This is a genomic window from Psychrobacter sp. JCM 18902, assembly GCF_904846615.1.
Taxonomy (GTDB): Bacteria; Pseudomonadota; Gammaproteobacteria; order Pseudomonadales; family Moraxellaceae; genus Psychrobacter.
Map to the genome: position 1 here is coordinate 2,647,585 of NZ_CAJHBK010000001.1, position 25,621 is coordinate 2,673,205.

The window sequence follows — 25,621 nt, forward strand, 5'->3', positions numbered from 1 at the left end:
GTCAGTCCTGCTATCGATTGATAATTGGCTCACTTGGATATAATAAACCGTATGAAAACACTCGCCACGCCTGATAACTTTAGCCCCAGAAAACAAACCATCGCTCGTCATTTTGCCAATGCCAGCGACTATGACCAGCATGCCAATGTTCAGCAGCAAGTCTGTCAATGTTTAATAGACAAACTCACTCACACTGAACACGACAATGTGCTTGAAGTCGGTGCAGGAACTGGTCAAATGACCCGTCTACTAGCAGCACACATTCAAAGTCAATATTGGCTGATCAATGAATTATGCGCTGAACAAGCGGCTACTTTACAATCCATATTGCCCAATGCTGACATAGCAATTGGCGATGCTGAAACGATGGACTTTGAGGGTGAGCATAGCTTAATAATCAGTGCCAATGCAGTGCAGTGGTTTGATGACCCCTTAAACTTTATTGCGCAATCAGCAATGCTTTTGCGAGCCGGAGGTCAACTGCTGTTTAACACTTTTACGCCAAATAACTTTTTGCAAATAAAGACTCTAACGGATCAGGGTCTTCACTATCCCGATATCATTGAGTGGCGATTGGCACTGATCAGTGCGGGTTTTGAGAAAATTGAACTGTCCACTCAGCGTTTCGAGTTACCGTTTGCCAGTCCTTACGCTATCCTAAAACATATGAAGTTGACGGGCGTATCGACCAATCAGGCGCAAGTAAAAGCCAACAGCACCCAGCCCTTTATGTGGACCAAGGCACGCTTGCAACAGTTTGAGTCTGATTATTGGCAACATTTTTCGGCGCAAGATGACGACGGTCAACCTATCGTTCATTTGACTTATGAAGTACTGATAGTGAGTGCCTTTAAATCGTGAAGACAAGATATAGACTGGTAGTATATTTCTTATAAATAACAGCCATAAAAAAACGCACCCCGAAGGATGCGTTTTTTGTTTTAACTGCGTTTAGTTACTAAATCACAATTATTTTTTGTCTTCGTCTACTTCAGTAAACTCAGCATCAACGACGTCATCATCAGCTTGGTTGCTATCTGCTGCATTGTCCGCGCCTTGTTGGAACTGGCTTGGATCCATGCCCTCGCTACCTGCGCCTGCATCAGCATAAATCTTCTGACTAACTGGCAAGAAGGCATTGTCTAATGCTTCAAGCTTGGCTTTGATGTCATCATGATCATCTTCTTTCATTACCGCTTCAAGCTCAGAGATAGCAGCTTCTACTGTTGATTTTTCTTCAGCAGTTACTTTATCTTCAGCGTCTTTCAACGCTTTTTGTACCGCATGAATACGACCATCTGCTTCGTTACGAACTTGCGCTAAGTTAGCGAATTTTTCGTCTTCAGCCGCATTGGCTTCTGCATCACGAACCATTTGCTCGATTTCTTCATCCGTCAAGCCAGAATCTGCTTTGATCTGGATGCTTTGCGCTTTACCCGTACCTTTGTCAGTTGCTGAGATATTCATGATACCGTCAGCATTGATGTCAAAAGTAACTTCAATTTGCGGTAGACCACGTGGTGCTGGTGGAATATCCGTCAAATCAAAACGACCAAGCTGTTTATTTTGGTTAGCGATTTTACGCTCACCTTGATAAACCTGGATGGTCACAGCTGGTTGGTTGTCTTCAGCCGTTGAGAATACCTGTGATTTCTTAGTAGGAATCATGGTGTTTTTCTCAATAACTGGTGTCATGACACCACCCATCGTTTCGATACCAAGCGTTAGTGGCGTCACATCAAGTAACAATACGTCTGTTTTTTCACCAGACAATACCGCGCCTTGAATCGCAGCCCCTGCCGCTACTGCTTCATCAGGGTTCACATCTTTACGTGGCTCCTGACCGAAGAACTCTTGTACTTTTTGCTGTACCAGTGGCATACGAGTCTGACCACCAACTAAGATAACATCATCGATGTCACCAATTTTTATGCCAGCATCTTCAAGCGCAATCTTACAAGGACCCATGGTACGTTGTACCAACTCTTCAGTTAAGCTCTCAAGTTTTGAGCGACTGATAGTGACCACCAAATGCTTAGGACCATTGCTGTCTGCAGTAATATAAGGCAAGTTCACTTCAGTACTTTGGGCACTTGATAACTCAATTTTCGCTTTTTCTGCCGCTTCTTTTAGACGCTGCATCGCCAATGAGTCACCTTTCAAGTTGACATCTTGGTCTTTTTTGAACTCATCAACCAAATAATCAATCAATGCTGAGTCAAAGTCTTCACCACCAAGGAATGTATCACCATTGGTTGCTAAAACTTCAAACTGCTGCTCGCCATCAACGTCAGCGATTTCGATGATTGATACGTCAAAAGTACCACCACCCAAGTCATAAACAGCAACCGTGCTATCGCCTTGCTTCTTATCCATACCATAGGCAAGAGCCGCAGCTGTTGGTTCGTTGATGATACGTTTTACATCAAGACCCGCAATTTTACCCGCGTCTTTTGTTGCTTGACGTTGTGAGTCATTAAAATAAGCTGGTACCGTTACAACCGCTTCAGTAACAGTTTCACCAAGATAGTCTTCTGCTGTTTTTTTCATTTTTTTCAAGATTTCAGCAGAAACCTGTGGTGGTGCTAATTTTTTACCGTTAATTTCTACCCATGCATCACCGTTATCCGCTTTGGCGATTTTGTAAGGTACCATGCCGATGTCTTTTTGCACGACTTTGTCATCAAAACGACGACCAATCAAACGCTTAATCGCAAACAACGTATTGTTTGGATTGGTGACCGCTTGACGTTTGGCTGACTGACCCACCAAAATTTCATCGTTTTTATAAGCAACGATAGATGGCGTTGTACGAGTACCTTCAGCATTTTCGATGACTTTGACTTTGTCACCTTCCATCACTGCGACACACGAGTTAGTCGTACCTAAATCAATACCAATTACTTTACCCATAATTATTTGCTCCTAATTTGTTTTAAGTATTTATCTATTCAGACCGTGGTTAATCTCTTGTTGCTATATATATCGGTTTACTTATGGATTTTTTCAAGTCAATCATCATGCAAAATTTGTCTTTCGTGTGACTTTTTGTGAAAACCCTTAATAACGGTAGGGTTTAGCACACTAAAAATCCAATTTTTAGTTCTACTGCCCAACACGTACCATGGCTGGGCGTAATAAACGACCGTTCAAGCTATAACCTTTTTGTAATACAGTACCGACAGTATCAGCCTCTGCTTCTTCATCGATACCCACCGCTTCATGCAAATCCGCGTTGAATTTCTCGCCTTGTGGGTCAACCATTTCGACGCCGTTCTTATTTAATACGTCCAATAACGCTTTGTGCGTCAGTCTCACCCCTTCTGTAACAGGGTCATCGGCATGGGCGCTTTCGATGGCGCGTTCTAAATTATCGACCACTTCTAATAGCTCTTTGGCAAATTTCTGCAAGGCAAAACGCTTGCTCTTATCCGCCTCTTGCTCCATGCGTTTTTGTGCATTGTAAGCTTCGGCATTGGCACGGGCGGTGACTTCTTTAGCTTGCTTTACTTCACCTTCTAGCTCAGCGATACGCGCTTTAAAGGTGTCGAGATCGATTTCATTTTCGATGGTCATCTCTTCACCTGAGTTATGCTTTGGATCAAACTCTTTCATAGTTTCTTCTAAAATACTGTCACTGTGTTCAATATTGTCATGCGCCACATTTTGCTCAGGCGATTCGTGGTTGGTATTTTGCTCGCTCATGATAGCTCCTTAGAATTTTAATGATGACAATTTATATAAGAGGCAACAAGTTCACTATTTGCTAGGGATACTATGCTCTTATTAAGTAATTAACCCGTCTTACACATTGTTTTTATGAGTACCTTCTACTAGCTGTTTGATAAAGGTGATGAAGGTAAATTTCAAGCCTAAGCCAAGGGAATTTTTCTAATTTACAACAAATATTGCCTAAATCTGGACTAAAGTGCTCAAAACATAATTTTATAGGTGGTAAATGGCTACCCATGTTCGTTAACACAAGCTACAAGAAAGCAGTACTTATTCCAAAAAACTTACCATTGGTACATAAGCCATTACCAAACAATACTCAACTTTATTTTTGATTACTCTATTATTGCTACAAATAGTATGGCTCATGTCAAAGTGAACGCTCATATATGACAACGCATACTGACAATCCTTAACGAGAAGTGTTATGTCTAAATCAACCGTGTTATCAATCAACGCGCTATTAAATAAAGCGCTGATGACGATAAAGCTCGCATCAACAGATCGTATAGATAAGGGTATAAGAGAAGAAAATGGCACTCAAGAGAGTCGTTTGACCGTCAAACAAAAAGTACTTAGCTATAACCCGTTGACGACTTGCCAGCCGCATACCTTGCACTATGCCATGAAAGGAGTCGGCTATCTGCCAACGCCACTATTAGAGAGCTTGGTTGGTTATTTGAAAGGACCTACCTCAAAACAATATCTGCACGCCGATGCTCACCTGCGTTTGATTCTCGCGGTGAATAGTAAGCTTAAAACGCCTCTTGAGCTGACACCAATGCATGAGCTGCGCGAAAGGTTCGCCGCTGACGCCGTGGCGATGCAAGCGCCGTACGTATGGCAGCAAACAAGTGACAATGTCATCGGCAACATGAAGCGATTTACGAAAAAAAATCAGAAACTTGTGCATTGGGAAGACAAAGTGATTGCCAACGCTGATGATGGCGATATGACCATTCGCTGTTATCAATCAGACGCGAGCTCTCATGGCTTAGGGTTCAAAAAAGCGGATACTCATAATTCTGATGAAACAGTGCTGTTATATTTTCATGGGGGTGGATTTTGTATTGGTGATGTCAATACCCATCATGAATTTTGCCACGCGGTTTGTGAGCAGACGGGCTGGCCGATAGTCAGTGTTGATTATCGCTTAGCACCTGAGCATCCATCACCAGCGGCATTAAAAGACTGTATCACTGCCTATGCTTGGCTGGCTGAGCATTGCCATACCTTAGGCGCTTTACCCTCGCGAATCGTGCTAGCAGGCGATAGTGCTGGCGGCGGATTGTCCACTTTGATTGCTCAACAACTCACTGCGCCCTCGCAAATCGCATGGTCAGATCTGGGCAGTGCAGGTCAAAAAATGTTCGATTTATTAGAGCGCTTACCAAAGCCGCTTGCACAAATGCCTTTATATCCTGTGACGGATATCGAAACGGATTATCCAAGTTGGGAGTTATATGGCGAGGGATTATTATTGGATCATGCCGATGTGGCTGTATTTGATTCTGCTTGTTTAGATAACAGCCCCTTGCCACGCCAGCATATCCTTAACTGTCCGATGCTTGGTGACAATAGTAAAGTATGCCCGACTTACATTGTCGCCGCAGAATTAGACGTATTACGTGATGAAGCATTTGCTTATGCAAAGCAATTAAAGGTGCATGGTGTAGCAGTCGAGACTCATACCATTCTTGGTGCGCCGCATGGTTTTATTCATTTTATGAGTATTCATCAAGGTATCGGACAAGCAACAGACGATATTATTAAAGGGTTTGCGAGCTTTGTGCGTGACGTTATCAATACCCAGTCACAATTAGCGGCATAGTTATCAACACAGTTGTATAAGAAAGTGCTGGTTCATTTATAAAATAGAATGGTGCTGCCACTATTTAAACGTTACTTTTTTAAGCATTGTTTTCTTAAATATGACTTTCTTAAACGTTATCTTCAACATGACCATTCATAGTGATCAGCCAAATCTCTGAGCGCGAGCCCAGTCGAAACGGAATGCCCCAAAAGCCGTAACCAGATGACACCACGAAGTGACTGTCATTGATGACCTCATAGCCATAGCCCAAGCGGTTAATGGCTTTGACAATGAAGTTGGCGGGGAATATTTGACCGTTATGAGTATGCCCTGAGAGCTGTAAATCAATCGGCATTTGACTGTGCTCAGCAATATCACTTGGTCTGTGATCTAGCAGTATCACTGGCTGTGTAGTATCAACTTGAGCCAGTAGATCGGTTGTGGCTACCCGCTGTCTTTTATGGTTATCAAAACGCCCAACCAGCCAGATTGGTTGACCTTCATGCTCGATACCGATTACTTCGTCATTTAACAACTGCACGCCAGCAGCACGCAACGCTTGGGCAATCGGCTGCTCATGCCCGTATAAATCATGATTGCCCAATGTCGCATAGACACCATACGGCAGGCTTTCGCATAACTCCGCCAAGTTTTTTGCCATATTATAATCAGTAAATGCTTGCGTATTATCATCCATGATATCGCCCGGCATCAGCAGTATCTCTGCTTTATGCTGCACAATAAGATGATGCAGCCTATCTATTGCACCGCTACCAAACAATCGTCCGATATGTAAGTCGCTAGCGACCGCAATACGTAATGGCTTAGCCAAAGGTTTATCAATATTAATAGATAACTCACGTACCACAGGCGCATAAGCACTATATAAGGCGTAAACAAATAACCCGATAAATATTGCCAATGCCAATATGCGCAACCCAAAATCGACGGTAGCCGTTTTAGCGAGCGCATCACCAGTTAGCGATGTGATTAACCAATAGCCACCATAAAATAGGCTGGTAACTAAAGCCGTCAATAGCATAAAGTGCATGACTAACATCCAACCACTGATCCAGCGATAGCTATTTTTAAATGCTCTATTGACACTGAGTAGCAGCAAACCGTTGGTAATAACGAATACAATAACCCATACCGAAGTTTGCAAATCTGCTGTCTGCCAAGGCTGTAACCACCATTGCACGCTTAGAGCTGCACCGACACTAAACAGCTGCAATAGCACAAAAATGGTGATAAAAAATGCGTAGCGCATGAAAAATCCTTGAGTATGATGGCGTAAATGCAGTGTATTTTCAGCTGACAAGACGAGCAAAGTAGCTATTAGCCAGCCTAACAGCAAATAAAAACCTCTACTATTTAGATATGGTAGAGGCTTTATCATAGGGATAACACTGTTTATTTAAATGGCTCATACACCAGACTGCAACGTGATTATCCAAATCTCAGAACGCGTACCCAGTCTAAATGGTACGGGACCGATACCATAACCAGAGGTCACCAAAAACTGCGTATCGGCTATTTTTTTGCTGCCATAGTTTAGTGGTGTCAACCAATCCATCAATATCGTTAACGGAAATATCTGCCCGCCATGGGTATGCCCAGACAGATGCAAATCGACTGGCAGGGCGCTAGGACGATGTTCCAAAAATATCACTGGTTTTTCTGTCTCTACTTGTGTCAATAACTCATCTGCTGACAGTCTGGTACGATCGATGTCATTAGAACGCCCCACCAGCCATACTGAATCATCTAATAGCACACTCTCATTATCAAGCGCTTTGATGCCAGCCTCTTCCACCGCCTGTGTGATCTGTTGGTCATAACCGAAATAATCGTGATTGCCTAAAGTCGCGTAGACGCCAAGCGGTGCCTTTAGCTTTGATAGCTGCTCATGCATATTGGTATTATCGTAAGCAATGGTATTGTCATTCATAATGTCACCAGCGATAACCACGACATCGGGATGTTGCGCATTGATAAGGTCAATCATTTTCTTTATCTGCCGATTACCAAACCATCTACCCAAATGCGTATCAGAGACAAGCGCGATATCCATTGGTTTAGCCAGCGGTTTGTCAATCGTAACAGTTAGACGATGTACGACGGGCGAATAAGCATTAAATACCGCTAAGCTAACAATGGCGACATAAACTGTAATGGCAAAGGTACGCAAGAGTATTGGACGAGATTTTTGTTTAAAGAGCCGATAGACAATGAGCGCAACTACAGAAGTTATCAAACCAGCATAAAACATAAAACCTTGCAAAATACTAACGACCAGATAAACATGAAAGCGCTCACCCCAAAACTCAGTCAAGCCATAAATGAGAGCACTATTATTAATAATAAAGACAGCAGCTATCAGCACAGCTTTGGCGGCAGTCGTTTTTGGCTTTATTAACCAGTAAATAAGAACGGTGGTCATAACAGCTAGCAACTGAGTAAAAACGATGAAGAACCACATAGTAAGGTCTAATCAGATAGAGATAACGCTATCTTACGTGAAAAATTTGATGCTCTGGATATAGCCTCCTTTTTTCCACGAAAACTTCATATACTTTACGCCCAAGGTGCTGTTGCCACAAAACTAAATGGTTGCCACTAAACGTACTTTAACGTTTATCTGGTGCTATTTTGCAAACGCCATTAGCGCAATCTTGCATCACTGCTTTGCCATAAACCAACTTGGTCACCCAGTTCGGAATTCTATAGCGATTGCGCGCGACATAAGGATAAGCCAAGTCGCCAAGTTGTTTGACTACTGGCAAAAACAACAACGGTGACCATTTAACGCCGCCCGTTCTGTAGAGCAGTCGTACGGCATCCATGTGCGTATACCAATTGCCGTAGCTGTCTTGCATACACATATAAGTCATCGCATCCTTACGGCTAAATCCTGCGGCGGCCAACTCATCAACCCCCTCGTCTACAGGAACTAAGTGTATCTTTTCCGGTTGACGTTTTTTCATATTATGCGCCTCGGTGCTGCATATCACGCACGCATCATCGTAGTACATGGTAATGGACAAATTCGCTTGCTCTCTATAACTGTTGATATGATTTTGGATAATCATCTTACGACTCCTTTATGAGTGATATCTCAGTATCAAGACTATTAGATTTTTGAGTCACGCTAGATTGTTGGTGCTGATTGGCTGCGGCTAAAAGAGGGATGACTGGCTGCTGCGTCCACTGCGGCGCAGCACTGTCTAAGCGCTTGGCAAGCATCGGTAAATGATTGGTTGGCACCGCTGGGAATAAGTGATGCTCGATGTGATAGAGTAAGTTAAAAGTCAGTAAATTAATCAATGGATGACGCTCGCTGCGCGCATATACTACCTCATCACAACCATGATGGACGCTCCATACTGCAAAGAATCCTACCATCGTATTGGCCAATATCATCACCAATACGTGATATATCAAAACTGGATGCGTCGTGATAAAAGCAGCGACAATCACTGCGAAAATAAGCAACAGATCAAAGCCAACGAGTATACGATTGCGGCTACTACCATGCGTCAAGCCAAACCACTGAATCATAATCGAAAAAATACCACCGCCTAATATCGCCTGATACCAAGGCAGACGAGCCCAATTACCCTCGACATCGCTGTCACCCAGTGGATCTCTATGATGATTGAGATGAGTATGCCGAATGGCATGCGTGCTACAGAGCATCGTGATACTGAGAAAAAACAGCATGGTTTCAGTGGCAAGCTTCTCTACTCCCAACGTTCGATGATAACAATCATGGGCTTGTCTCAGTGCGGCAGTAAAAAAGAAAAATGTCGCCACAAGTGCAAGCAACCACCACCCTTGCCACGCGCTCCACCATGACAATAATAAAAAAGGCAAAGATAAGAAAATATTATAAACAGTCTCGCCAAGACTAAGCTGTCGCAAATCTTGCCATTCAACACTGGCTAACGAAGGATGACGCATGATGTTCTCCTTACTTGGTGATAAGCAGTAGCTGTCTTGCTGGAGCGACTACTTAATTTAATCGGCTGTTTTAATTTACTTTATTTCTGTCAATAGTGAAATTATTAGATAAATTTTATTTATGTTTAGGTAGTGCTATTAAACCTGTGATGATAGCGCTGACACCGCCATTACAGCAAAATAAAATATCACTTGTCATAGAAGAATTTACAGAGCCATCCCCTATCATGAACCAAACTACGAATAAAAACGTGCTTATAAAACCTATTATAAATATAGGAAAAACCTTCGCTACCGAATGAAAATATATTTCGAATTTAGAGACGATATAACCTGCCAATAACGCTGGTAGTAAACCTCCAAAAAAACCTGCTAGGATAAATACTGGGGCTATCTTGACGAAGAGTAGTGAATCTCGTAGTGGAATGCCAATATCTATCAACATTCCTATCGCTATATATAAAAAGAGAATTACACCTCCTACCACCCCGCCTAATAATCCATAAGTTCCTATTACCTTAGCTTTAGGATAGCTGGATGCTGTGGCTGTAGCGCTAATCTCAATATCACTCATACACACCTCCATTTAGGTTTCACATGAAACAAAGAATCCTATGATAAAGACTACGTTTCACATGAAACAACCTTCATAAGTATCTATGACTTCTGCTCTTCTAAAGCTTGCTTCAGTGTTGGCTGTTTAAAATCATAACCTGCGTCCTGTAATGCTTGCGGCACTACTTTTTGACCATCAATTAATAGAGTCGACATCTCACCAAATATCAGCTTAAGCAGAAAATTGGGTAAAGTAAAAAAGGTAGGACGGTGTAGCCATGCTCCAAGCGTTTTGGTAAAAGTATGATTGGTCACTGGATTAGGCGCAGTGAGGTTATACACCAGCACTGGCGTATCATTGATAGTTTCTAACGAGTGATCATCGGTAGTCTGAGTGTCCGCATAATTAGCAAGATGCTTTTCAATGATGAATATCACCGCCCCAACCCAGTCTTCACGACTGATCCAGCTCATGATTTGTTTGCCATCACCTAACTGTCCACCAACGCCCATTTTAAATGGGGTTAATAACTTACCAAGCATCCCGCCATCAGGATGGATAACCACCCCAGTGCGCACGATAGCCACAGGCACGCCATGTTTAGTGGCTTTGAGCGCTAACTGCTCCCATTCATGACATAATTGATGGGCAAAATCAGTTTCAAAACCACTGCTTTCGGTAAGAGGTTTATCGCCTTGTGCGCCATACCAGCCAATCGCAGAGCCGCTGACCATTAGCTTGGGCTTAATACTGGTGCGCTTAATAAATGCCAATAAGGATTCGGTAGGCTTGATACGGCTGGCGAGCAACTGCTCTTTGCGCGCATCGCTCCAGCGCGAGTCAGCAATGCCTGCGCCTGCTAGGTTTAAGATAACATCAAAGCTTTTATCCGAACTCGCTAGCTCATCGTAGGTCATCATGCTGATCGCGTCAGGATGCGTTTGGCTGCTATCGCGTGTTAGCCATGTAATGTGTAAGTCCTTATCCTGCGTACGATAGCGTTTGATCAGCTCGCCACTAAAAGCACTGCCTAAAAAGCCTGAGCCACCACTGATTAAAATATTCATGTCCTACTCCCTATATTTTTCGCTTATCGTTTAGTAAAACTTAATCCGTTACAGCCATCGTCTACTTTTTTAGTACTAACATCAAAATGACTTTTACATACTTTTGGTAAAGCAATGCGGCTGGCAATCGCTGAATTGATTGCGCCAAACAATCCTATACCAATCATAAAGGCCAGTAGCACGCCAACCTCTATCCATGAGTTGATGCCTAAATATAGGATGATTGCACCCATATAACCTGCTGACGTTATAAACCCCACTAAAAATGTCGTGCGTAGACTCTTATGATCACCGCGCCATATCTGCTTATAAGCGACGATAACACCCGTTAATAAAGCAGGAATAAAACCAAGCAGACCAACATAGAGTAATGGCTGGTAACCAATTTGGGCAAAATCCGCATCCCTAAAAACAAACAATAAACCCAGCTCTGCAATCACTCCACCAACTAAGCTACCAAACCCTGCAAACAAAATAATCACTTGTAGATAAGGATACACACCTAACTCATTATTCGTTTTCATTCTATTTATCCCATTAACATTCGTCGTTAATTCAGTATAAATATGGTGTTGCCAAAGCCAATGAAATTCCTGTGGATAATTGGTGGATAAGTATCTTGATTTTGTTTTACCTACTAATTAAGCAAAATGCTTACGAATAGGACAGTCACTATCATTACTATTTTGAGATTTATTCTTTAATTGGTTCCAACGATGATTAATAAAATCTATGACGTTTACCATACTTGGCAATACATGTTCTTTGGTCAGATGTGGCGCTGCTGCATCTAAACGCTTGGCAAGCTCAGGTAAATGATTGGATGGTATGGCAGGAAAGAGATGATGCTCTACGTGATAAAGCAAATTAAAGGTCAGCAAGTTGACCAAAGGATTGCGCTCGGTGCGAGCGATTGTCTCATCACAATCATGATGCACACCCCACACCGCAATGATGCCAACACTGGCATTGGCCAACATCATGGTCAGTAGGTGATACATCAATACTTGCGCTAACTTGGTCAGAGCAGGAACAGTTAAAGGAAATACGGTCAGTACGAAAGCAACCAAGACGACTAAAGCAATCAAGCCAAATTCTAGCCAAGCCAATTTTTGATTGCGACGGCTGCTTAGACGCAGTCCTTGACGATAAATATCGAGTCGATAAGTTATCCCGCCGATCAGCGCTTGCCACCATGAGCCCTTTGCTAGACTGCCCTCAATATCACTATCGCCCAATGGATTGCGGTGATGTTCCATGTGGGTGGCTCGAATGCTGTGCAAACTGGTCATTAGTAGCGCGCTAAGCAACAGTAATATAGCGGTGGTCGTGCGTTTACCTGTCCCTAAGCTATGATGATAGCCATCGTGTGCTTGGCGAAATGCGGCAGCAAAGAATAAATAAGAAGCCCCGCATGCTAAGACATACCAAGAGTGGCTGGCAAACCACCATGACAACAATAAAAAAGGATAAGGCAAAATAACGTTGTAAGCAATTTGACCGCGCGTTAACCGGCGCAAGTCTTGCCACTCGACTGCAGCAACAGCCTTTTTAATAGCTTGTTCTTTATTAGCGTGTGTTTGATTGACTGTCATTTTACACATCCATTTGTTATTACTGTTTTTGGTTGCTGCTATTTTATAGAAACTTATCTCACTTAAACTCAACTGGCTTTTATATTTATTACATATATTTCTGTCAAAACAGAAATTATATTGCAAATTTTTTATTTTAAATTACACCGCTAACTATTAACGTAAGACTTTTTTAATACTAGCGCCCAGTTTTAGGACTTTTTTGAGGATGCTTGTGGGCAGTTTAAGCATCTCAGATGACCATGTGGTTAGGGTACTGACGAATTCTTGGGTATCACGAATACGTGACTTTACCTCATTATTTTCATGTTCAAATTCAGGACTGTCCATCAATTCTTGTAAGAACTGCACAGTTGGCTCAAGCTCACGCTTTTGTCGTTCAACCACGATGATGCGTGCCAGCTCCCAAACGTCAGTATTGGTCGTGAAGTGATCGCGACGATCACCCAATATCGAGACCTTTTGTACTAAGCCCCAATGCTGCAACTCTTTAATACTATTTGAGACGTTAGAGCGAGCAACACCAAGTGTTTCGGTGATTTCTTCAGCATTTAATGGCTTACCAATGATGAATAACAACGCATGAATCTGTGACATGGTGCGATTGACGCCCCACTGCGAGCCCATTTCACCCCAATGTAAGATAAATTTTTCGGTCACAGGATTTAGTTTCATGATTAATATGTACTCTACTTTATAAGTTTTGATTATTTCATTTACTTATCTTGCGCTATTCTTTTATTTCTGTCAATAGTGAAATTAATAGATAACACTCATCGCTTGGTTGACTGTCATGTGCTAACGAATGACCAAACCCGTGGTCGCATCACGAATTTGGCTCGGTAAAATATAGCCTAAAGTGTCAGCCTGCAAGTAGCTGATTTGCTCGCCAAAATATCCATAAGCATCAGTGAAAGTCATAGCAGGCGGTTGCCCTGATGGATTACAGCTTGTGGAAACCAATAGCCCAAATGGGTTTTGAACGTCGACCAGTTGTTGACACAATTGACGAATCATAGGATGCGCAATAACTCTAACCGCCACTGTTTGATGCTGCCCTGTGATCCAAGGAGGGATAGTCGTTTCAAGTGTCTGAGGGATAGGCAGTAGCCATGTATGGGCTTGCTTACCTTGTAGCTCTATACTGTCAGTATCTGCCTGCCAACTCTTGATGATTTGTTGGCGCTGGCCTTCTTCTAAAGGCTCTAGTAACGGCTTTAAACGCTCAGCGCTGTCAGTAATGACGATCATGCCTTTGGCTTGTGGACGCTGTTTAATGGATAAAATACGTTGAACGGCTGCTTCGTCATAAGCGTCACAACCGATACCCCAAACGCTTTCGGTGGGATAAGCAAGTAGCTGTCCTTCTTTAAGCCATTTGGCAGCTTGAGTGACAGAATCAGTAATAAAAGATGTGGATTTTTCCATGGCTTGAAGGCTTCAAAAAGGTAGAAATTTAAGCACTCATCATAACATAAGACTAAGAAAAATTAGGGCAGCGAAGTTTAAAGCGACCTTATTAGCAGCTACCTAGGTCGTGTCATCAATTAGCACATTAGTACGTTTAGTGGTCTTAAAGTGGCTAAATTTTGCTAAACATCGTCAGCAATTTTTTCAATATGTTCATATTAACGGCAATTGCTTCCTTGTTTATCTACAATTTTTCTCATTTTAAGCCTCACAATCTAATTGATGACACGCCCTAGATTGTACTGTCGTCAATCACTTGGCAGTAGATAAGTGAAAAGCCTAAAGCGATAGAAAGTACGATTTTAGACGCGCAAATACCGTCCGCCTTGCACACTAATGATGCCTAACAATTCAAGCTCCATTAACTGTCCAATCAGCTGCGGTGTGGTAAGTTTGGTAGCGATAATCAGCGCATCTAAATCCTGCCCGTGCCAATCAAGCTGGTCGTACACAAGCGTCAAATGCTCTGGTACGACGATAGCGCTGGGAGCAGATTTGATATTAGAGGGTATTGGATGGTTAGACATTACAGAGATGTTTTTATCTTTATTTGTATGTTTAGTAGCTTTGCTATGATTCGTTTGAGAGCCATTAGATTCGGTAATATCTATACCAATATCCACAGTATCTTCTGATTTATGAGAATAACTTTCATAACCCAACTGAGCATTGACGTCTTCTAGCACTTGCTGTGGATGATAAATTAAGGTCGCGCCTTCACGTATCAAATGATGACAGCCTTCAGCATTGCTATTATCAATATGACTTGGAATCGCAAAAACTTGCTTACCCTGTTCCGAGGTTAAACGCGCGGTAATCAACGAACCACTCTGAATGGTTGCCTCTGTCACAATCGTTGCTAAGCTCAATCCAGCGACCAAACGATTACGCCGTGGAAACGTATGCTTATGTGGCATTGTATGCGGCAATAGCTCACTAATAATACAGCCGCCTTGCTCAATTATTTGGGCAAACAATTTATCATGATGATTGGGATAATTGACCTCAATACCTGTACCCATTACCCCAATCGTTCGCCCTTGATATTCAGCGTCTGCCTGTGCTAAAGCGCCTAGATGTGCTCGCTTATCGACACCCATGGCAAGACCGCTGGTGATGATATAACCAGCTTGCGCCAAATATTGTGCGATATCAAAGGTGATTTTTTGGGCATGGGCAGTGGGTTTTCGGCTACCGACGATCGCAATTTGCGCTTGACGCAAACGCGATTTATTGCCTCGGTAAAATAATAAAGGCGGTGGGTCATAGATTTGCGAGAGCTGGGCGGGATAATCAGGCTGGTCAGCAAATAGCAGACCGTAGCGCCCTTCGATGAGCGCTTGCTGAATTTTATCGATACTGGCTTGCGTATGCTCTGGCTGTTCATGACGGGCAAGATGGCTATGATGAATACCCAATTGCCGCCAAGCATCTACTTTGGCGTACCAAGCAAGCTCTGCTGTGCCAAAAGAAGTAATGAGCTTATGATAAGCAGATAATGATGCATTCACCTCAGTCCACAGCGCCAGTACTGCGCGCTGCTCATCTGATAAAGAAGAAGTAACTGCCATCATAATCATCTAGCTCGTATAGGCTAAGTTAGTATATCCCGTCCAAAAATAAGCATGTTCTCACTTATAGTGTACTCATTTATAGATATGGCGGTGGTAACAGCTGGTCGCCGACGTTTAATGGTAGCTCTGAATCAAGCACATAAGCATAGCTAATATTATCGAAAGTATTGAATACCATGACCATACCGCTTGGCTCATTTGGTAAGCGTACTGGCGTGTCATTGTCTTTGGTATCGCGGATCAAGGCCCCTTTTTGATAGACAGTCAATACATCACCAGGCTTAGCACCATGGGTACTACCTAAGTTGATAGCAACGACACTACCCTTCGCCGCTGAGCTGATTGAGTCCATGACTCGGACAATCATGCCACCACGACTGACAATTGCAGGGGCTGGATAAAACACAGGTGGAATAGAGTTATTCAACTCAACGAATACGCGATCACCTTCACGTACTTCTTTGTCGTAACTGTCGGTGAGCTGCAAACTGCTGACGCCGTTGGTTTCTGTCGAAGTAACCAAACCCGTCGCAACTTGCGTGACTTCTAGACCAATAACTTCTTGGGTTTTTGGCTCAACATATAGCTCTCCTTCATGGTAGATACCATAACGCTGACCGACGATCAGTGGCACACCTTTGGCATACACTTTATCGCCGCTAGCGGTAATTAAGTTGCCTTTTTTAGAAGCCAATATATAAGGGGTGGTATTAAAATCTTGTGGATTAACGATGACTGTCTTATCTAACCAGTGTTGAATAGCAGACCACGGAAGCGGTGGAATACTGTTGGCTGTTGAAGTGACTGAAACTGTGCTAGATACCACGTTACCCGTTAACTGCTTTTCAACTCCAGCACAACCTTCGCCAGTATCAACACCAATTAAGGTTTTACCTTGAATCACACATAAGATAAGGATGTCGTTAGGATAAATAAGATTGGGGTTTTTGATTTGCTTATTGGTTGCCCAGATTTCTTTCCAGCGCCACGGACTGTCTAAATAACGTCCTGATATGTCCCACAACGTATCGCCTTTTTTGACGATATAGCGATTGGGCGCATCCGCTTTGATGGCTGGTGGTGGATTGTTAGCGTGGGCAGCACTCATTAGCATTGCACTACTAAATGTCGTGATTAACAGTGCTTTTGCTATCGTTTTTAAGCTCATCTTCATTGTTATATCCACAATATGTACCGCTGTTGTCGCCACAATTAGTACCATTTAGATCTATTACTTAACCTTAATCTTTGACTGTCATTAAAATAGTGACAAGCAATGAGGGTCGTAAAAGGACTTAACTGTACGATTATCATGACGCTTATAGGGTAGCTGTTCAGTGTAATTGGCTGGTATGATTACTAGGGCGTGTCCCTAATTCAGTTTGCAATGAATCATAGTACAAGCTAGATACAGCATAGACTTATAATTACGAGCCAATTTTTCGTATCTAGTCGCAATACTACGGAAGTGCTTTAGCCTTGCAAACGTGTTTTCAACTAAGTGTCGTAGCTTATATAAATAGTGATCAAACGCTACATCTGGTTGTTTAGCATTTTTTCTTTTAGGGATGACAGGGCTTATGTTATCTTGCTTTAGCCTAGTTCTAATGGTTTCAGAATCATAAGCTTTATCAGCAATAAAGTAGGTCGCATCCGTTAGCATCTCTATAATATCATCTACCGCTTGGCTGTCGTGGACGTCACCCCCAGTGATTTTAAAATCAATCGGGTTTCCATGCGAATCGACGGCGAGATGAATCTTGGTAGTGGTTCCACCTCGTGACTTTCCAGTGGCTCGAAGCTCTCCTCGTCTTGCGCCGCTTGAATGCTGATGACAGCGGATATAGCTTCCGTCTGCGAATACCCATTCTTCATCAATACTTGCTCGTAGGTCAAAAAAAATTGTTCCCACAACCCCTTTTTTGACAACCTATTAAAACGGTTGTAGGCCGTTTTCCATGGGCATAGCTCACTCGGTATATCACGCCATGGCGCGCCTGTACGAAGTTTCCACAATATGGCTTCCATGACTTGTTTGTCGTTTTTCCAAGTATGACAGCCATGAGCCTTCATGGTACTTTGGAGTTGTTCCCATGTATTATCGGTGAGCACTGTTCTTGCCATAATTTAGAGAGCCCTGTTTGAAATAGTCTCTTTATTTTAAAGCCTTTATACTTACTTTTACAGATTAGGGACACGCCCTAAAAAAGCGTCTAGCAAAATGATGAGTCGCCGACGCTGTTTCTAATATTACAATTATATCTACCATAACACAATCATAAACACTTTATTACAATGGCGTAACTTTTATATGAATATTATTTCTATAGTTCCTCATTGAAATTTATAGAGTTCCTCATGAAAATAAGCATTAAAATCCACTTTGACTTATGCTGGATTTGGTATCACATGCTGACGGATTTGTTCAGCCACCAGCTCAGCGCTGTTATCAAGCACCACCACATGTTGCGGTAAGCTCTCTAAGCCTTCGGTATGGGCTGGGCGTGCGATTTCTATTTGACCTATCGCTTCAACGATAGTATCTGCAAATTTCACTGGCAGTGCGGTCTCAGCACAGACAATCACCTCTCCCTCGCGCTGTAATTCTTTGGCAACCTTGATACCATCAGCAGTATGCGGATCGACCAACTCTCCATGCTGCTCATAAAGTGTTTTGATAGTGTCGAGACGGTCGGCATGAGTAGATTTACCCGCAGCAAAACCGTAGCGAGTGTTGACCGCCTCCATTAGGTCAGACAAATCAAAACCTTGACCAGATTTTACCCCTTCAAATAACTCATGAACGCGGGCGCTGTCTTTATCTAATAAGAGATAAACAAAACGCTCAAAGTTAGAGGCTTTTGAGATATCCATTGAAGGACTTGAAGTAATATAGGTTTTTTCAGTCGGACGCGGCTGATAAGCACCTTGATTAAAGAAGTCGTTGAGTACATCGTTTTCGTTGGTTGCGACGATTAAACGCTCAATCGGCAGACCCATCTCTCGTGCTATATGACCGGCACAAATATTACCAAAGTTGCCTGATGGCACGCTAAAACTAACCTTTTCGTCGTTATTTGACGTCACCGCAAAGTAAGCTTTAAAGTAATAAACAATCTGCGCTAGGATTCGACCCCAGTTAATAGAATTAACCGTACCTAAATTATAAGCCGCTTTAAACTCTGCATCCTGTTGTAGTGCTTTGACGATGTCTTGGCAATCATCAAACATGCCTTCGATGGCGATATTATGAATGTTTTTATCAGTCAAGCTATACATTTGCGCGCGCTGGAATTCGCTCATTTTACCGTGCGGTGACAGCATAAAGACTTCGATATTTTCTTTACCACGCAAAGCATATTCTGCCGCACTACCTGTATCGCCACTGGTGGCACCAATGATGGTAATACGCGCGTCTTTTCTTTTAAGCACATATTCAAAAGCATTACCCAAAAACTGCATGGCAACATCTTTAAATGCCAATGTCGGACCGTTCGACAAGCCTAAAATGTATAAGTTATCTTCAAGTTTGCGGACAGGAACAATCTCATCAGAGCCAAATACCTCAGCAGTGTAAGTGCGCTCAATGATATCTTGCAAATCAGTCGCAGGAATATCAGTCGCAAAACGCTGCATAATCGCCATCGCAAGCTGTGGATAGCTCAGCGCGCGCCACTCAGTAAGCGTCGCACTATCAATATTCGGATAGTGCTCAGGCAGCATCAATCCACCGTCTGGGGCAAGACCCATTAATAACACATCACTAAAATCCATCGGCGCTGTCTGACCACGGGTACTGATATATTTCATTAGATTGTCCTGTCTACAATGAGATTATTAGTTAAAACGGTTTATTCAGCAGTTTTTTGCAGCAAGGCATAATAAAAACCATCGCCGCTCTCGCTATCAATTGGCAAGCACTGACGACCAATCGCCTGTTCAATACCCCAATTACAATCGTCGCTAAATTCAACAGCTGCTACATTATTATAGTGAGTCATAAAATCCTGCATCTGCTCGACGTTTTCTTGCTTTAGGATAGAGCAAGTGACGTATAAAAGGTAACCACCAACTTTAAGTTGTGGCCATAGATTATGCAAGATATCGGCTTGTAGCAATGCCGTTTGCTCAACGTCTTCTTCAGTACGCAAAATACTGATATCAGGATGACGACGTATTACGCCTGTCGCTGTACAAGGTGAGTCTAGTAATATAGCATCAAATACGAGCTTGCTCTTTTTCTTACCCGCCCCTTGCCATGTGGTCGCATCAGCACAGACAATATTAAGCTCAATATTTCTCTCAGCTTGCTGCAAGTCGTGCTGACTTAAGTTTAAGCGCTGTAAATTGGTATGAATACGCTCGATACGCGGCGCTTCATTATCTATCGCAGTCAGCTTCACTTTCGAAATCACAGTCGACGTTTCAGTATTGTCTTGTTTCACGTGAAACAACGACGACTCATTTGAGCTGATTAATTCTAACCAATGAGCCAATTTACCACCCGGCGCGGCACAAGCATCTAAAATGCGGAGCTCATTGTTGTTATTGTTATTATTGTTACTTGTATCTATATCGCCGTCTGCATCATCGCTTTTAACACTCAGCTTATTGAGTAAAGCCTTATGGATAAGCGGCGCGGCAAGCTGAGCATGCATATCTTGTACACTAGCAGCCCCTTCAGCGAATTGCGGTAAAGCATTCACTGCGGTACTTTGATGTAATCTTAAGCCTTTGGTCAATATACTATTAGCTGTGGCTGTATCCGACGAGTTCTGAAGTTGCAAACCACTCGTTAACTCAACCAAATCCGCTTCAACTTCAAATTCCACCAATGCTTGCTGATAGTCCTCTATCGAAGTAACCGCTGTATTCACGCGTAAAAACATCGGCGCAGGTTGACGTAACCCTTGCATCAGATCGTCATACTGCTCACTCCAATCTTGCTTAAGCTGATAGGCAAGCCAATTCGGTAAGCTGTGTTTTTTATCACACTTTTTGCGGAACTTACTTGGATTTTTAGCGACTTTACGCAAGATGGCATTAATTAAACCCGTCGCATGCGCAAACTCAATCTCTTTTGCTGCTTCGACCGTCTCGTGAATCGCCGCATGGTCGGCCACTTGCAAATAGAGCAGCTGCGTCAAACCCACTTGAATAGTCGTACGTACTTCTTTTTCATCAATCGAGTTATCAGCCAGACTATCGAGTAGACGCTCAAGGGCATACCATTGACGCAACGTGGTTAGCAATAACGCATGGGCAAAACCTTTATCGCCGTCATGCAAACTGTTTAATAGCGGATCAAGGACGCTTGCAAGCGACTGACCATTTTGAATCGCCAGTAAAGTGCGAATGACGCGGACGCGGACGCTACCATTCATGATAAGGTTGCTTGACGGTTTGAGCTTATTGTTTCTTGGCGCAGTGCTTCTCATTAAATTGAATTTCCTTGACGCCTAATAGTTAGCGTCTGATAAAAGTTAGATTGTTTGGTATTAAATGACGAATATAAAAATAAATAAGGTTAAGCGGTATTAAACTGCTTTAGCAGCAATTATTTTGAGTCTGCTGTGAACTGATCGCCATCATTTAATTGGTTACCATGGCAGATTTGCTCGGCTGTCATTGGTTTACCACCAGCAAACTGTAATTCGGTAATGGCTAAAGTGCTGGCTTGCAGTTTTTCGAGACCATTATCAATATTACTATCATGACCACAAGCTACCAATATCGCTTTGCGTCCAACGCTGATGACTGTACCAGCAGGCTGATTGGTTTGCTGCGACGGATTCACAGGCAGACTTGCTAAAATCTTGACACGCTGCCCTGCCAAAAAAGTATAAGCACCTGGCCATGGCGTCAGTCCACGAATTTGTCGCTCAATTTCAGTAGCGGATTGTGTCCAGTTGATTTCGCCTTCGGTTTTGACCAGTTTTTCAGCATAATTGGCTTGACTGTCATCTTGAGGTACAGCCTGTGCTTGATAATGTGGTAAGTCCTTTAGCACGGTAATAATGGCCGTCGCACCAAGCTCAGCCATTTTATCATGGAGGCTGGCAGCTGTATCATCAGCCTTAATAGGTGCGCTGACTTTATAAAGCATGTCGCCAGTATCCAAACCTTTATCCATCTGCATAATAGTGATGCCAGTCTCGCTATCACCCGCCAATAATGCACGGTGAATAGGTGCTGCACCGCGCCAGCGTGGTAATAAGGACGCATGAATATTGAGACAACCATAAGTCGGTGTGGTCAATACACCAATCGGCAATATCAAGCCATAAGCCGCGACAATCATCACATCTGGCTGATAACTACGCAGAGTCTCACGTGCAATCAACCCTTCACTACTAGATTTTTTAAAGGTGAGAGGCTGCTCAACGGCAATATCATGCGCCAATGCGACTTGCTTTACTGCAGAGGCTGATAATTTTTGACCCCGTCCTGCCTTGCGATCAGGTTGCGTATACACAGCGACGATGTCTATATTCAACGCTTCTTGCTGGCTGATAAGCGCCTCAAGACTAACGGCGGCAAACTCAGGAGTGCCAGCAAACGCAACTCTTAAGCGCTTACTAGACGAGCAATCTTTCGTCTTAGATGGCATGGATAAATCGGAGGCAGAAGCAATTGTAGTCATAAACAGGCATTATATAGGGTTGATTGGCTCATTATAGGTGAGTTTGCGATGTTGTGCCATGGTTGTAATAACGGTAATCGAGCGTTACCAATGATACGGTTTGTCTTTATAATAGAAAGCAAGCAGGGCGCTCTTATTGATGAGTTTATTTACAAAACAATGCGTGATTGAGCGATATTCCACTGCCATTCGCCATTTTTTTCTAGATAATAGCTGTACAACCGTAAAAGACAAAACGGCTTGAATAAACCAGCTACTGTGCCAAACTGATGACTTACTCACTATGTTTCTTGTGTCGATATAGGACCACGCTTTCATGCAACAGTTTCAGTCCTTACAGCGCTTACTCATATTTTATGCACTGACCTTGCTGGTCATGTTGTCTATCTATTATTTTGCGCTGTTTCACGAGATGAAAAACCACAGTGAACAGCAAAGTATCGATAATTTCCATACATTGCAGTATGAAGTCACTGAACGTGATGATCTTTTAAACCCTGACATTAAAAGGATTTTAGAAAAACCTATATTTGAAGACATAAGCTATCAGCTGGTTTTTATGATGCCCTCTGGGCAGACTTATATCCATCGCCATACTCAGCCCAATGAGCGTGCTTTTGCTAACGTTACGTTTCCTATCATTAGCTCATCCCCTTCTAATAATGGCAGTCATAGTGCTTACACGCTCAATAATCGCAACTTAACCGGCACCATTAAACTCAAAAGTGGTCATCAGCTTTATATTATATTGCGCCATAAGCCGCTGATCATTGACTGGATATCTTATCGCTACTGGTTACCATTGATGGCAGCGATCATGCTTTTTATTATCGCTTTGCTGTATATGCTCAATCGTCGCACCAATTGGGAACAGCTGCTAGTTTATACGGACAATCTAAGTAGCCACGCAAAAGAAGCCTATAGTCCGCCGCCTTTTTTGCAAAAAAAATCTACGCCTGAGTTTTTGCGTTTAGGCCATGCGCTGAGCCGTGTCAGCTACCAGTTGCATAATGATTATCGCCGCATTAAAACCCTAACACACCGTCTTGAACGTTTGGTTGAGCAATCCCCTTTACCGATGCTGATGATCATGCGTCATGGTCAAATCAGCTTTTTCAATAAACGCTTTGAACAAATATTCTTGTCTTTACCGCAAAGCGATAGCAACTATGAACTGACGGATTTTATCGCGGGTAAAGATGAATCCACGCAACGATTGCTGCAAACGTTATCCAACCTACGCGTCACTCGTACCTTAACAGTCTACGGGTTAGAAAATGAACAGACTTACCAATTGCACGTTACGCCATGGTTTGGTGAACATGGTCAGGTTCACGGCTTTACCGTACTGCTGAATAATGTTAATGAATTTGCCAGTCAAATAGGGCAATTACAGCAACAAAATCAACGGCTACAACGCCAAATTGATGAATTTAATACGATTAAATCGACGATGGGTCATGATTTGCGCCTGCCGTTAGAAGTAATGATTGACACGCTAGAACCGATTGATCCTGAGACCTTGACTGCTGCGCAGAATGATATTTTAATATCCTTAATTAAAAGCAGTCAGAGTATGCTCACGACGCTTAATAAGGTGCTAGACATTGAGGAGATAGCGGTAAGAAAAACCCGCCTAAGCATTGAGCCTGTCGATATTTATAGACTGGGGCAACAGGTCAGTCAATCATTTATAGAAAGGATAAGGCAGCAAGGACTTGAGCTGCTGTATTTTTTTGCACCTGACAGTCCGCGTTGTATTGATACAGACCATCAGCGTCTACAGCAAATCTTGTACGACTTATTAGATAACGCAGTGAAATTTACCACTTCTGGCTATATATCACTGACCATCGAAACGGTCAGTAATGCAGAGCTATTAGCAACAAAAAACCGAAGCTTAGTAAATCTTAATAAAGACCCTACACTGATTAAAAATAATCAAATCAATAAAGACAATCCCAGTCATGCCTCACACGACTGGATTCGTTTTAGCATAAAAGACAGCGGTATGGGCATCGATATAGCGAAGCAACATCAACTGTTGGTTCAGCTTAATAAAAGCAGCAAACAAAACACCCATCGAAACGTTAATTACATTCAAAAGAACACGACTGGGCAAGGCCTAGGACTAAATAACGTCAATAGTTTTGCGCGATTATTGGGTGGTTTTATTGAAATAAAAAGCACGATGACTGAAGGCAGCAGTCTGAATCTTTATCTGCCTTGCAGACGTCCAAATTATCAGCCTATTTATCATCATAGTCAGCATTTGACTCATATCCATCTAATAGCCGTGATTAAACAACCACTACGTGCCAAACATCTGCGCGATTTTTGCGCATATTTATCGATGCCAGCTACTATCTATACTTCTATAGATAAATTAGATCTACAACAATTAAACGAAAAACTGGCGCAAGACGAGCAAAGACTCGCCCCTATCTTGCTATTAGATTACGAATATTATGAAACCCTGTCTATTGCTTCTGCTAATCAGGCGATAGGGAATGATGATAGACAACAAGCATTAAATACCCTACTCGATAATCCGTCGCTACCAAAGATACTACTTAGTATGAAACCTGAGCGCCGTATTCCCTCTATATTATTAGATAAATATGAAGGATTCTTGAGCAAACCATTAGATGCGACTTTATTGCTCTCTGAATTACTGCGCTTAACCTTACCAGCGAGACAGAAGCTAGTTCAAGCCATAGAGATAAAAGAAGAGAATAAGCAGCTAGCAAACGAAGCAGATAAAGCTGCCAACGAGAATGTATTGCCACTTATCTTGGTAGTAGAAGACAGTCCAACCAATCAGAAAATAACGTGCAAGATATTGAGTAAACTTGGTTATCGCAGTGTGGTCGCAGAAGATGGTCAGCAAGCGTTAGATATGCTACAACAACAGCGTCAAGATATCTCACTCATTTTGATGGACTGTCGCATGCCTGTCATGGATGGGCTACAAGCTACCCAAGCGATTCGTGCGCAAGGCGATAAAATTGCGATTGTGGCGCTAACTGCAAACAATACCAAAGAAGATCGCGATGCTTGTATAGAAGTAGGAATGGATGAGTTTTTAGCAAAGCCGATCAATAAAAAAGAGCTAGAGTCGGTTTTACAGAGCTTCATAAAATCATGACAATCTGTAAAACCTACTTTTTAGGTTTAAACCATTACTTCATAAATCAGCTAATTCATG

At 42.6% G+C, this 25,621-nt stretch carries 21 protein-coding genes; 3 read left to right on the plus strand and 18 right to left on the minus strand.

Going from position 1 to position 25,621, the window contains the following annotated elements:
• The first annotated feature begins 51 nt into the window (after window positions 1–51).
• On the plus strand, window positions 52–861 hold the full coding sequence (locus JMY05_RS10955) for a methyltransferase domain-containing protein (protein WP_045447590.1): 810 nt from the start codon (window positions 52–54) through the stop codon (window positions 859–861).
• 108 nt (window positions 862–969) lie between these two features.
• On the opposite strand, the gene dnaK is transcribed toward JMY05_RS10955, so the two are convergent.
• Together dnaK and grpE are read right to left on the minus strand one after the other, a co-directional pair.
• The gene (gene dnaK / locus JMY05_RS10960) at window positions 970–2,913 is read right to left on the minus strand and encodes a molecular chaperone DnaK (RefSeq protein WP_045447587.1); all 1,944 of its coding nucleotides are present in this window, start codon (window positions 2,911–2,913) and stop codon (window positions 970–972) included.
• A 192-nt stretch (window positions 2,914–3,105) separates the two neighbouring features.
• Window positions 3,106–3,705 (minus strand): nucleotide exchange factor GrpE, encoded by a 600-nt coding sequence (grpE, locus tag JMY05_RS10965; protein WP_045447584.1) that lies wholly within the window; start codon window positions 3,703–3,705, stop codon window positions 3,106–3,108.
• A gap of 454 nt (window positions 3,706–4,159) precedes the next feature.
• Between grpE and JMY05_RS10970 the strand changes: the two genes are divergently transcribed.
• Window positions 4,160–5,563, plus strand: a complete 1,404-nt coding sequence (locus JMY05_RS10970) for an alpha/beta hydrolase (protein ID WP_045447581.1) — start codon at window positions 4,160–4,162, stop codon at window positions 5,561–5,563.
• A 109-nt stretch (window positions 5,564–5,672) separates the two neighbouring features.
• Here JMY05_RS10970 and JMY05_RS10975 read toward each other — a convergent pair whose 3' ends face one another.
• From JMY05_RS10975 to fmt, 16 genes are all read right to left on the minus strand, one after another.
• On the minus strand, window positions 5,673–6,815 hold the full coding sequence (locus JMY05_RS10975; protein WP_201615089.1) for a metallophosphoesterase: 1,143 nt from the start codon (window positions 6,813–6,815) through the stop codon (window positions 5,673–5,675).
• Window positions 6,816–6,971: 156 nt separating this feature from the next.
• The gene (locus JMY05_RS10980) at window positions 6,972–7,988 is read right to left on the minus strand and encodes a metallophosphoesterase (protein WP_227678171.1); all 1,017 of its coding nucleotides are present in this window, start codon (window positions 7,986–7,988) and stop codon (window positions 6,972–6,974) included.
• Between the two features lie 187 nt (window positions 7,989–8,175).
• The gene (locus tag JMY05_RS10985; protein WP_045447575.1) at window positions 8,176–8,637 is read right to left on the minus strand and encodes a thiol-disulfide oxidoreductase DCC family protein; all 462 of its coding nucleotides are present in this window, start codon (window positions 8,635–8,637) and stop codon (window positions 8,176–8,178) included.
• 1 nt (window position 8,638) lies between these two features.
• Window positions 8,639–9,508: a fatty acid desaturase family protein gene (locus JMY05_RS10990; RefSeq protein ID WP_045447572.1), complete on the minus strand. Its 870-nt coding sequence runs from the start codon at window positions 9,506–9,508 to the stop codon at window positions 8,639–8,641.
• 115 nt (window positions 9,509–9,623) lie between these two features.
• Window positions 9,624–10,082, minus strand: coding sequence for a hypothetical protein (locus JMY05_RS10995; protein WP_045447569.1), 459 nt, complete (start codon window positions 10,080–10,082; stop codon window positions 9,624–9,626).
• An 83-nt stretch (window positions 10,083–10,165) separates the two neighbouring features.
• On the minus strand, window positions 10,166–11,131 hold the full coding sequence (locus JMY05_RS11000; RefSeq protein ID WP_045447566.1) for a TIGR01777 family oxidoreductase: 966 nt from the start codon (window positions 11,129–11,131) through the stop codon (window positions 10,166–10,168).
• A 23-nt stretch (window positions 11,132–11,154) separates the two neighbouring features.
• Window positions 11,155–11,655 carry a hypothetical protein gene (locus JMY05_RS11005; protein ID WP_045447563.1) on the minus strand — a complete coding sequence of 167 codons (501 nt, stop codon included), beginning with the start codon at window positions 11,653–11,655 and terminating at the stop codon, window positions 11,155–11,157.
• 117 nt (window positions 11,656–11,772) lie between these two features.
• Window positions 11,773–12,726: a fatty acid desaturase family protein gene (locus tag JMY05_RS11010; RefSeq protein ID WP_045447560.1), complete on the minus strand. Its 954-nt coding sequence runs from the start codon at window positions 12,724–12,726 to the stop codon at window positions 11,773–11,775.
• 156 nt (window positions 12,727–12,882) lie between these two features.
• On the minus strand, window positions 12,883–13,401 hold the full coding sequence (locus JMY05_RS11015) for a GbsR/MarR family transcriptional regulator (protein ID WP_045447558.1): 519 nt from the start codon (window positions 13,399–13,401) through the stop codon (window positions 12,883–12,885).
• A gap of 123 nt (window positions 13,402–13,524) precedes the next feature.
• Window positions 13,525–14,154 carry an L-threonylcarbamoyladenylate synthase gene (locus tag JMY05_RS11020; protein WP_045447555.1) on the minus strand — a complete coding sequence of 210 codons (630 nt, stop codon included), beginning with the start codon at window positions 14,152–14,154 and terminating at the stop codon, window positions 13,525–13,527.
• 344 nt (window positions 14,155–14,498) lie between these two features.
• The gene (gene dprA / locus JMY05_RS11025; RefSeq protein ID WP_201615091.1) at window positions 14,499–15,770 is read right to left on the minus strand and encodes a DNA-processing protein DprA; all 1,272 of its coding nucleotides are present in this window, start codon (window positions 15,768–15,770) and stop codon (window positions 14,499–14,501) included.
• Between the two features lie 76 nt (window positions 15,771–15,846).
• Complete coding sequence (locus JMY05_RS11030; protein ID WP_227678172.1) at window positions 15,847–16,944, minus strand: LysM peptidoglycan-binding domain-containing protein; 1,098 nt, start codon at window positions 16,942–16,944, stop codon at window positions 15,847–15,849.
• 198 nt (window positions 16,945–17,142) lie between these two features.
• Window positions 17,143–17,894, minus strand: a protein-coding gene (locus JMY05_RS11035) for an IS5 family transposase (protein WP_145990073.1) whose coding sequence is annotated in 2 segments (ribosomal slippage) — window positions 17,143–17,666 and window positions 17,666–17,894 — 753 coding nt in all. Because the reading frame shifts where the segments join, the coding sequence is not laid out codon by codon here.
• 264 nt (window positions 17,895–18,158) lie between these two features.
• Window positions 18,159–19,580, minus strand: a complete 1,422-nt coding sequence (thrC, locus tag JMY05_RS11040) for a threonine synthase (RefSeq protein ID WP_045442867.1) — start codon at window positions 19,578–19,580, stop codon at window positions 18,159–18,161.
• Window positions 19,581–19,621: 41 nt separating this feature from the next.
• The gene (locus JMY05_RS11045) at window positions 19,622–21,208 is read right to left on the minus strand and encodes a transcription antitermination factor NusB (protein WP_201615095.1); all 1,587 of its coding nucleotides are present in this window, start codon (window positions 21,206–21,208) and stop codon (window positions 19,622–19,624) included.
• A 119-nt stretch (window positions 21,209–21,327) separates the two neighbouring features.
• Window positions 21,328–22,380: a methionyl-tRNA formyltransferase gene (fmt, locus tag JMY05_RS11050; protein ID WP_045442870.1), complete on the minus strand. Its 1,053-nt coding sequence runs from the start codon at window positions 22,378–22,380 to the stop codon at window positions 21,328–21,330.
• Window positions 22,381–22,729: 349 nt separating this feature from the next.
• On the opposite strand from fmt, the gene JMY05_RS11055 reads away from it, so the two are divergent.
• Window positions 22,730–25,561: a response regulator gene (locus tag JMY05_RS11055; protein WP_201615099.1), complete on the plus strand. Its 2,832-nt coding sequence runs from the start codon at window positions 22,730–22,732 to the stop codon at window positions 25,559–25,561.
• The last annotated feature ends 60 nt before the right edge of the window (window positions 25,562–25,621 follow it).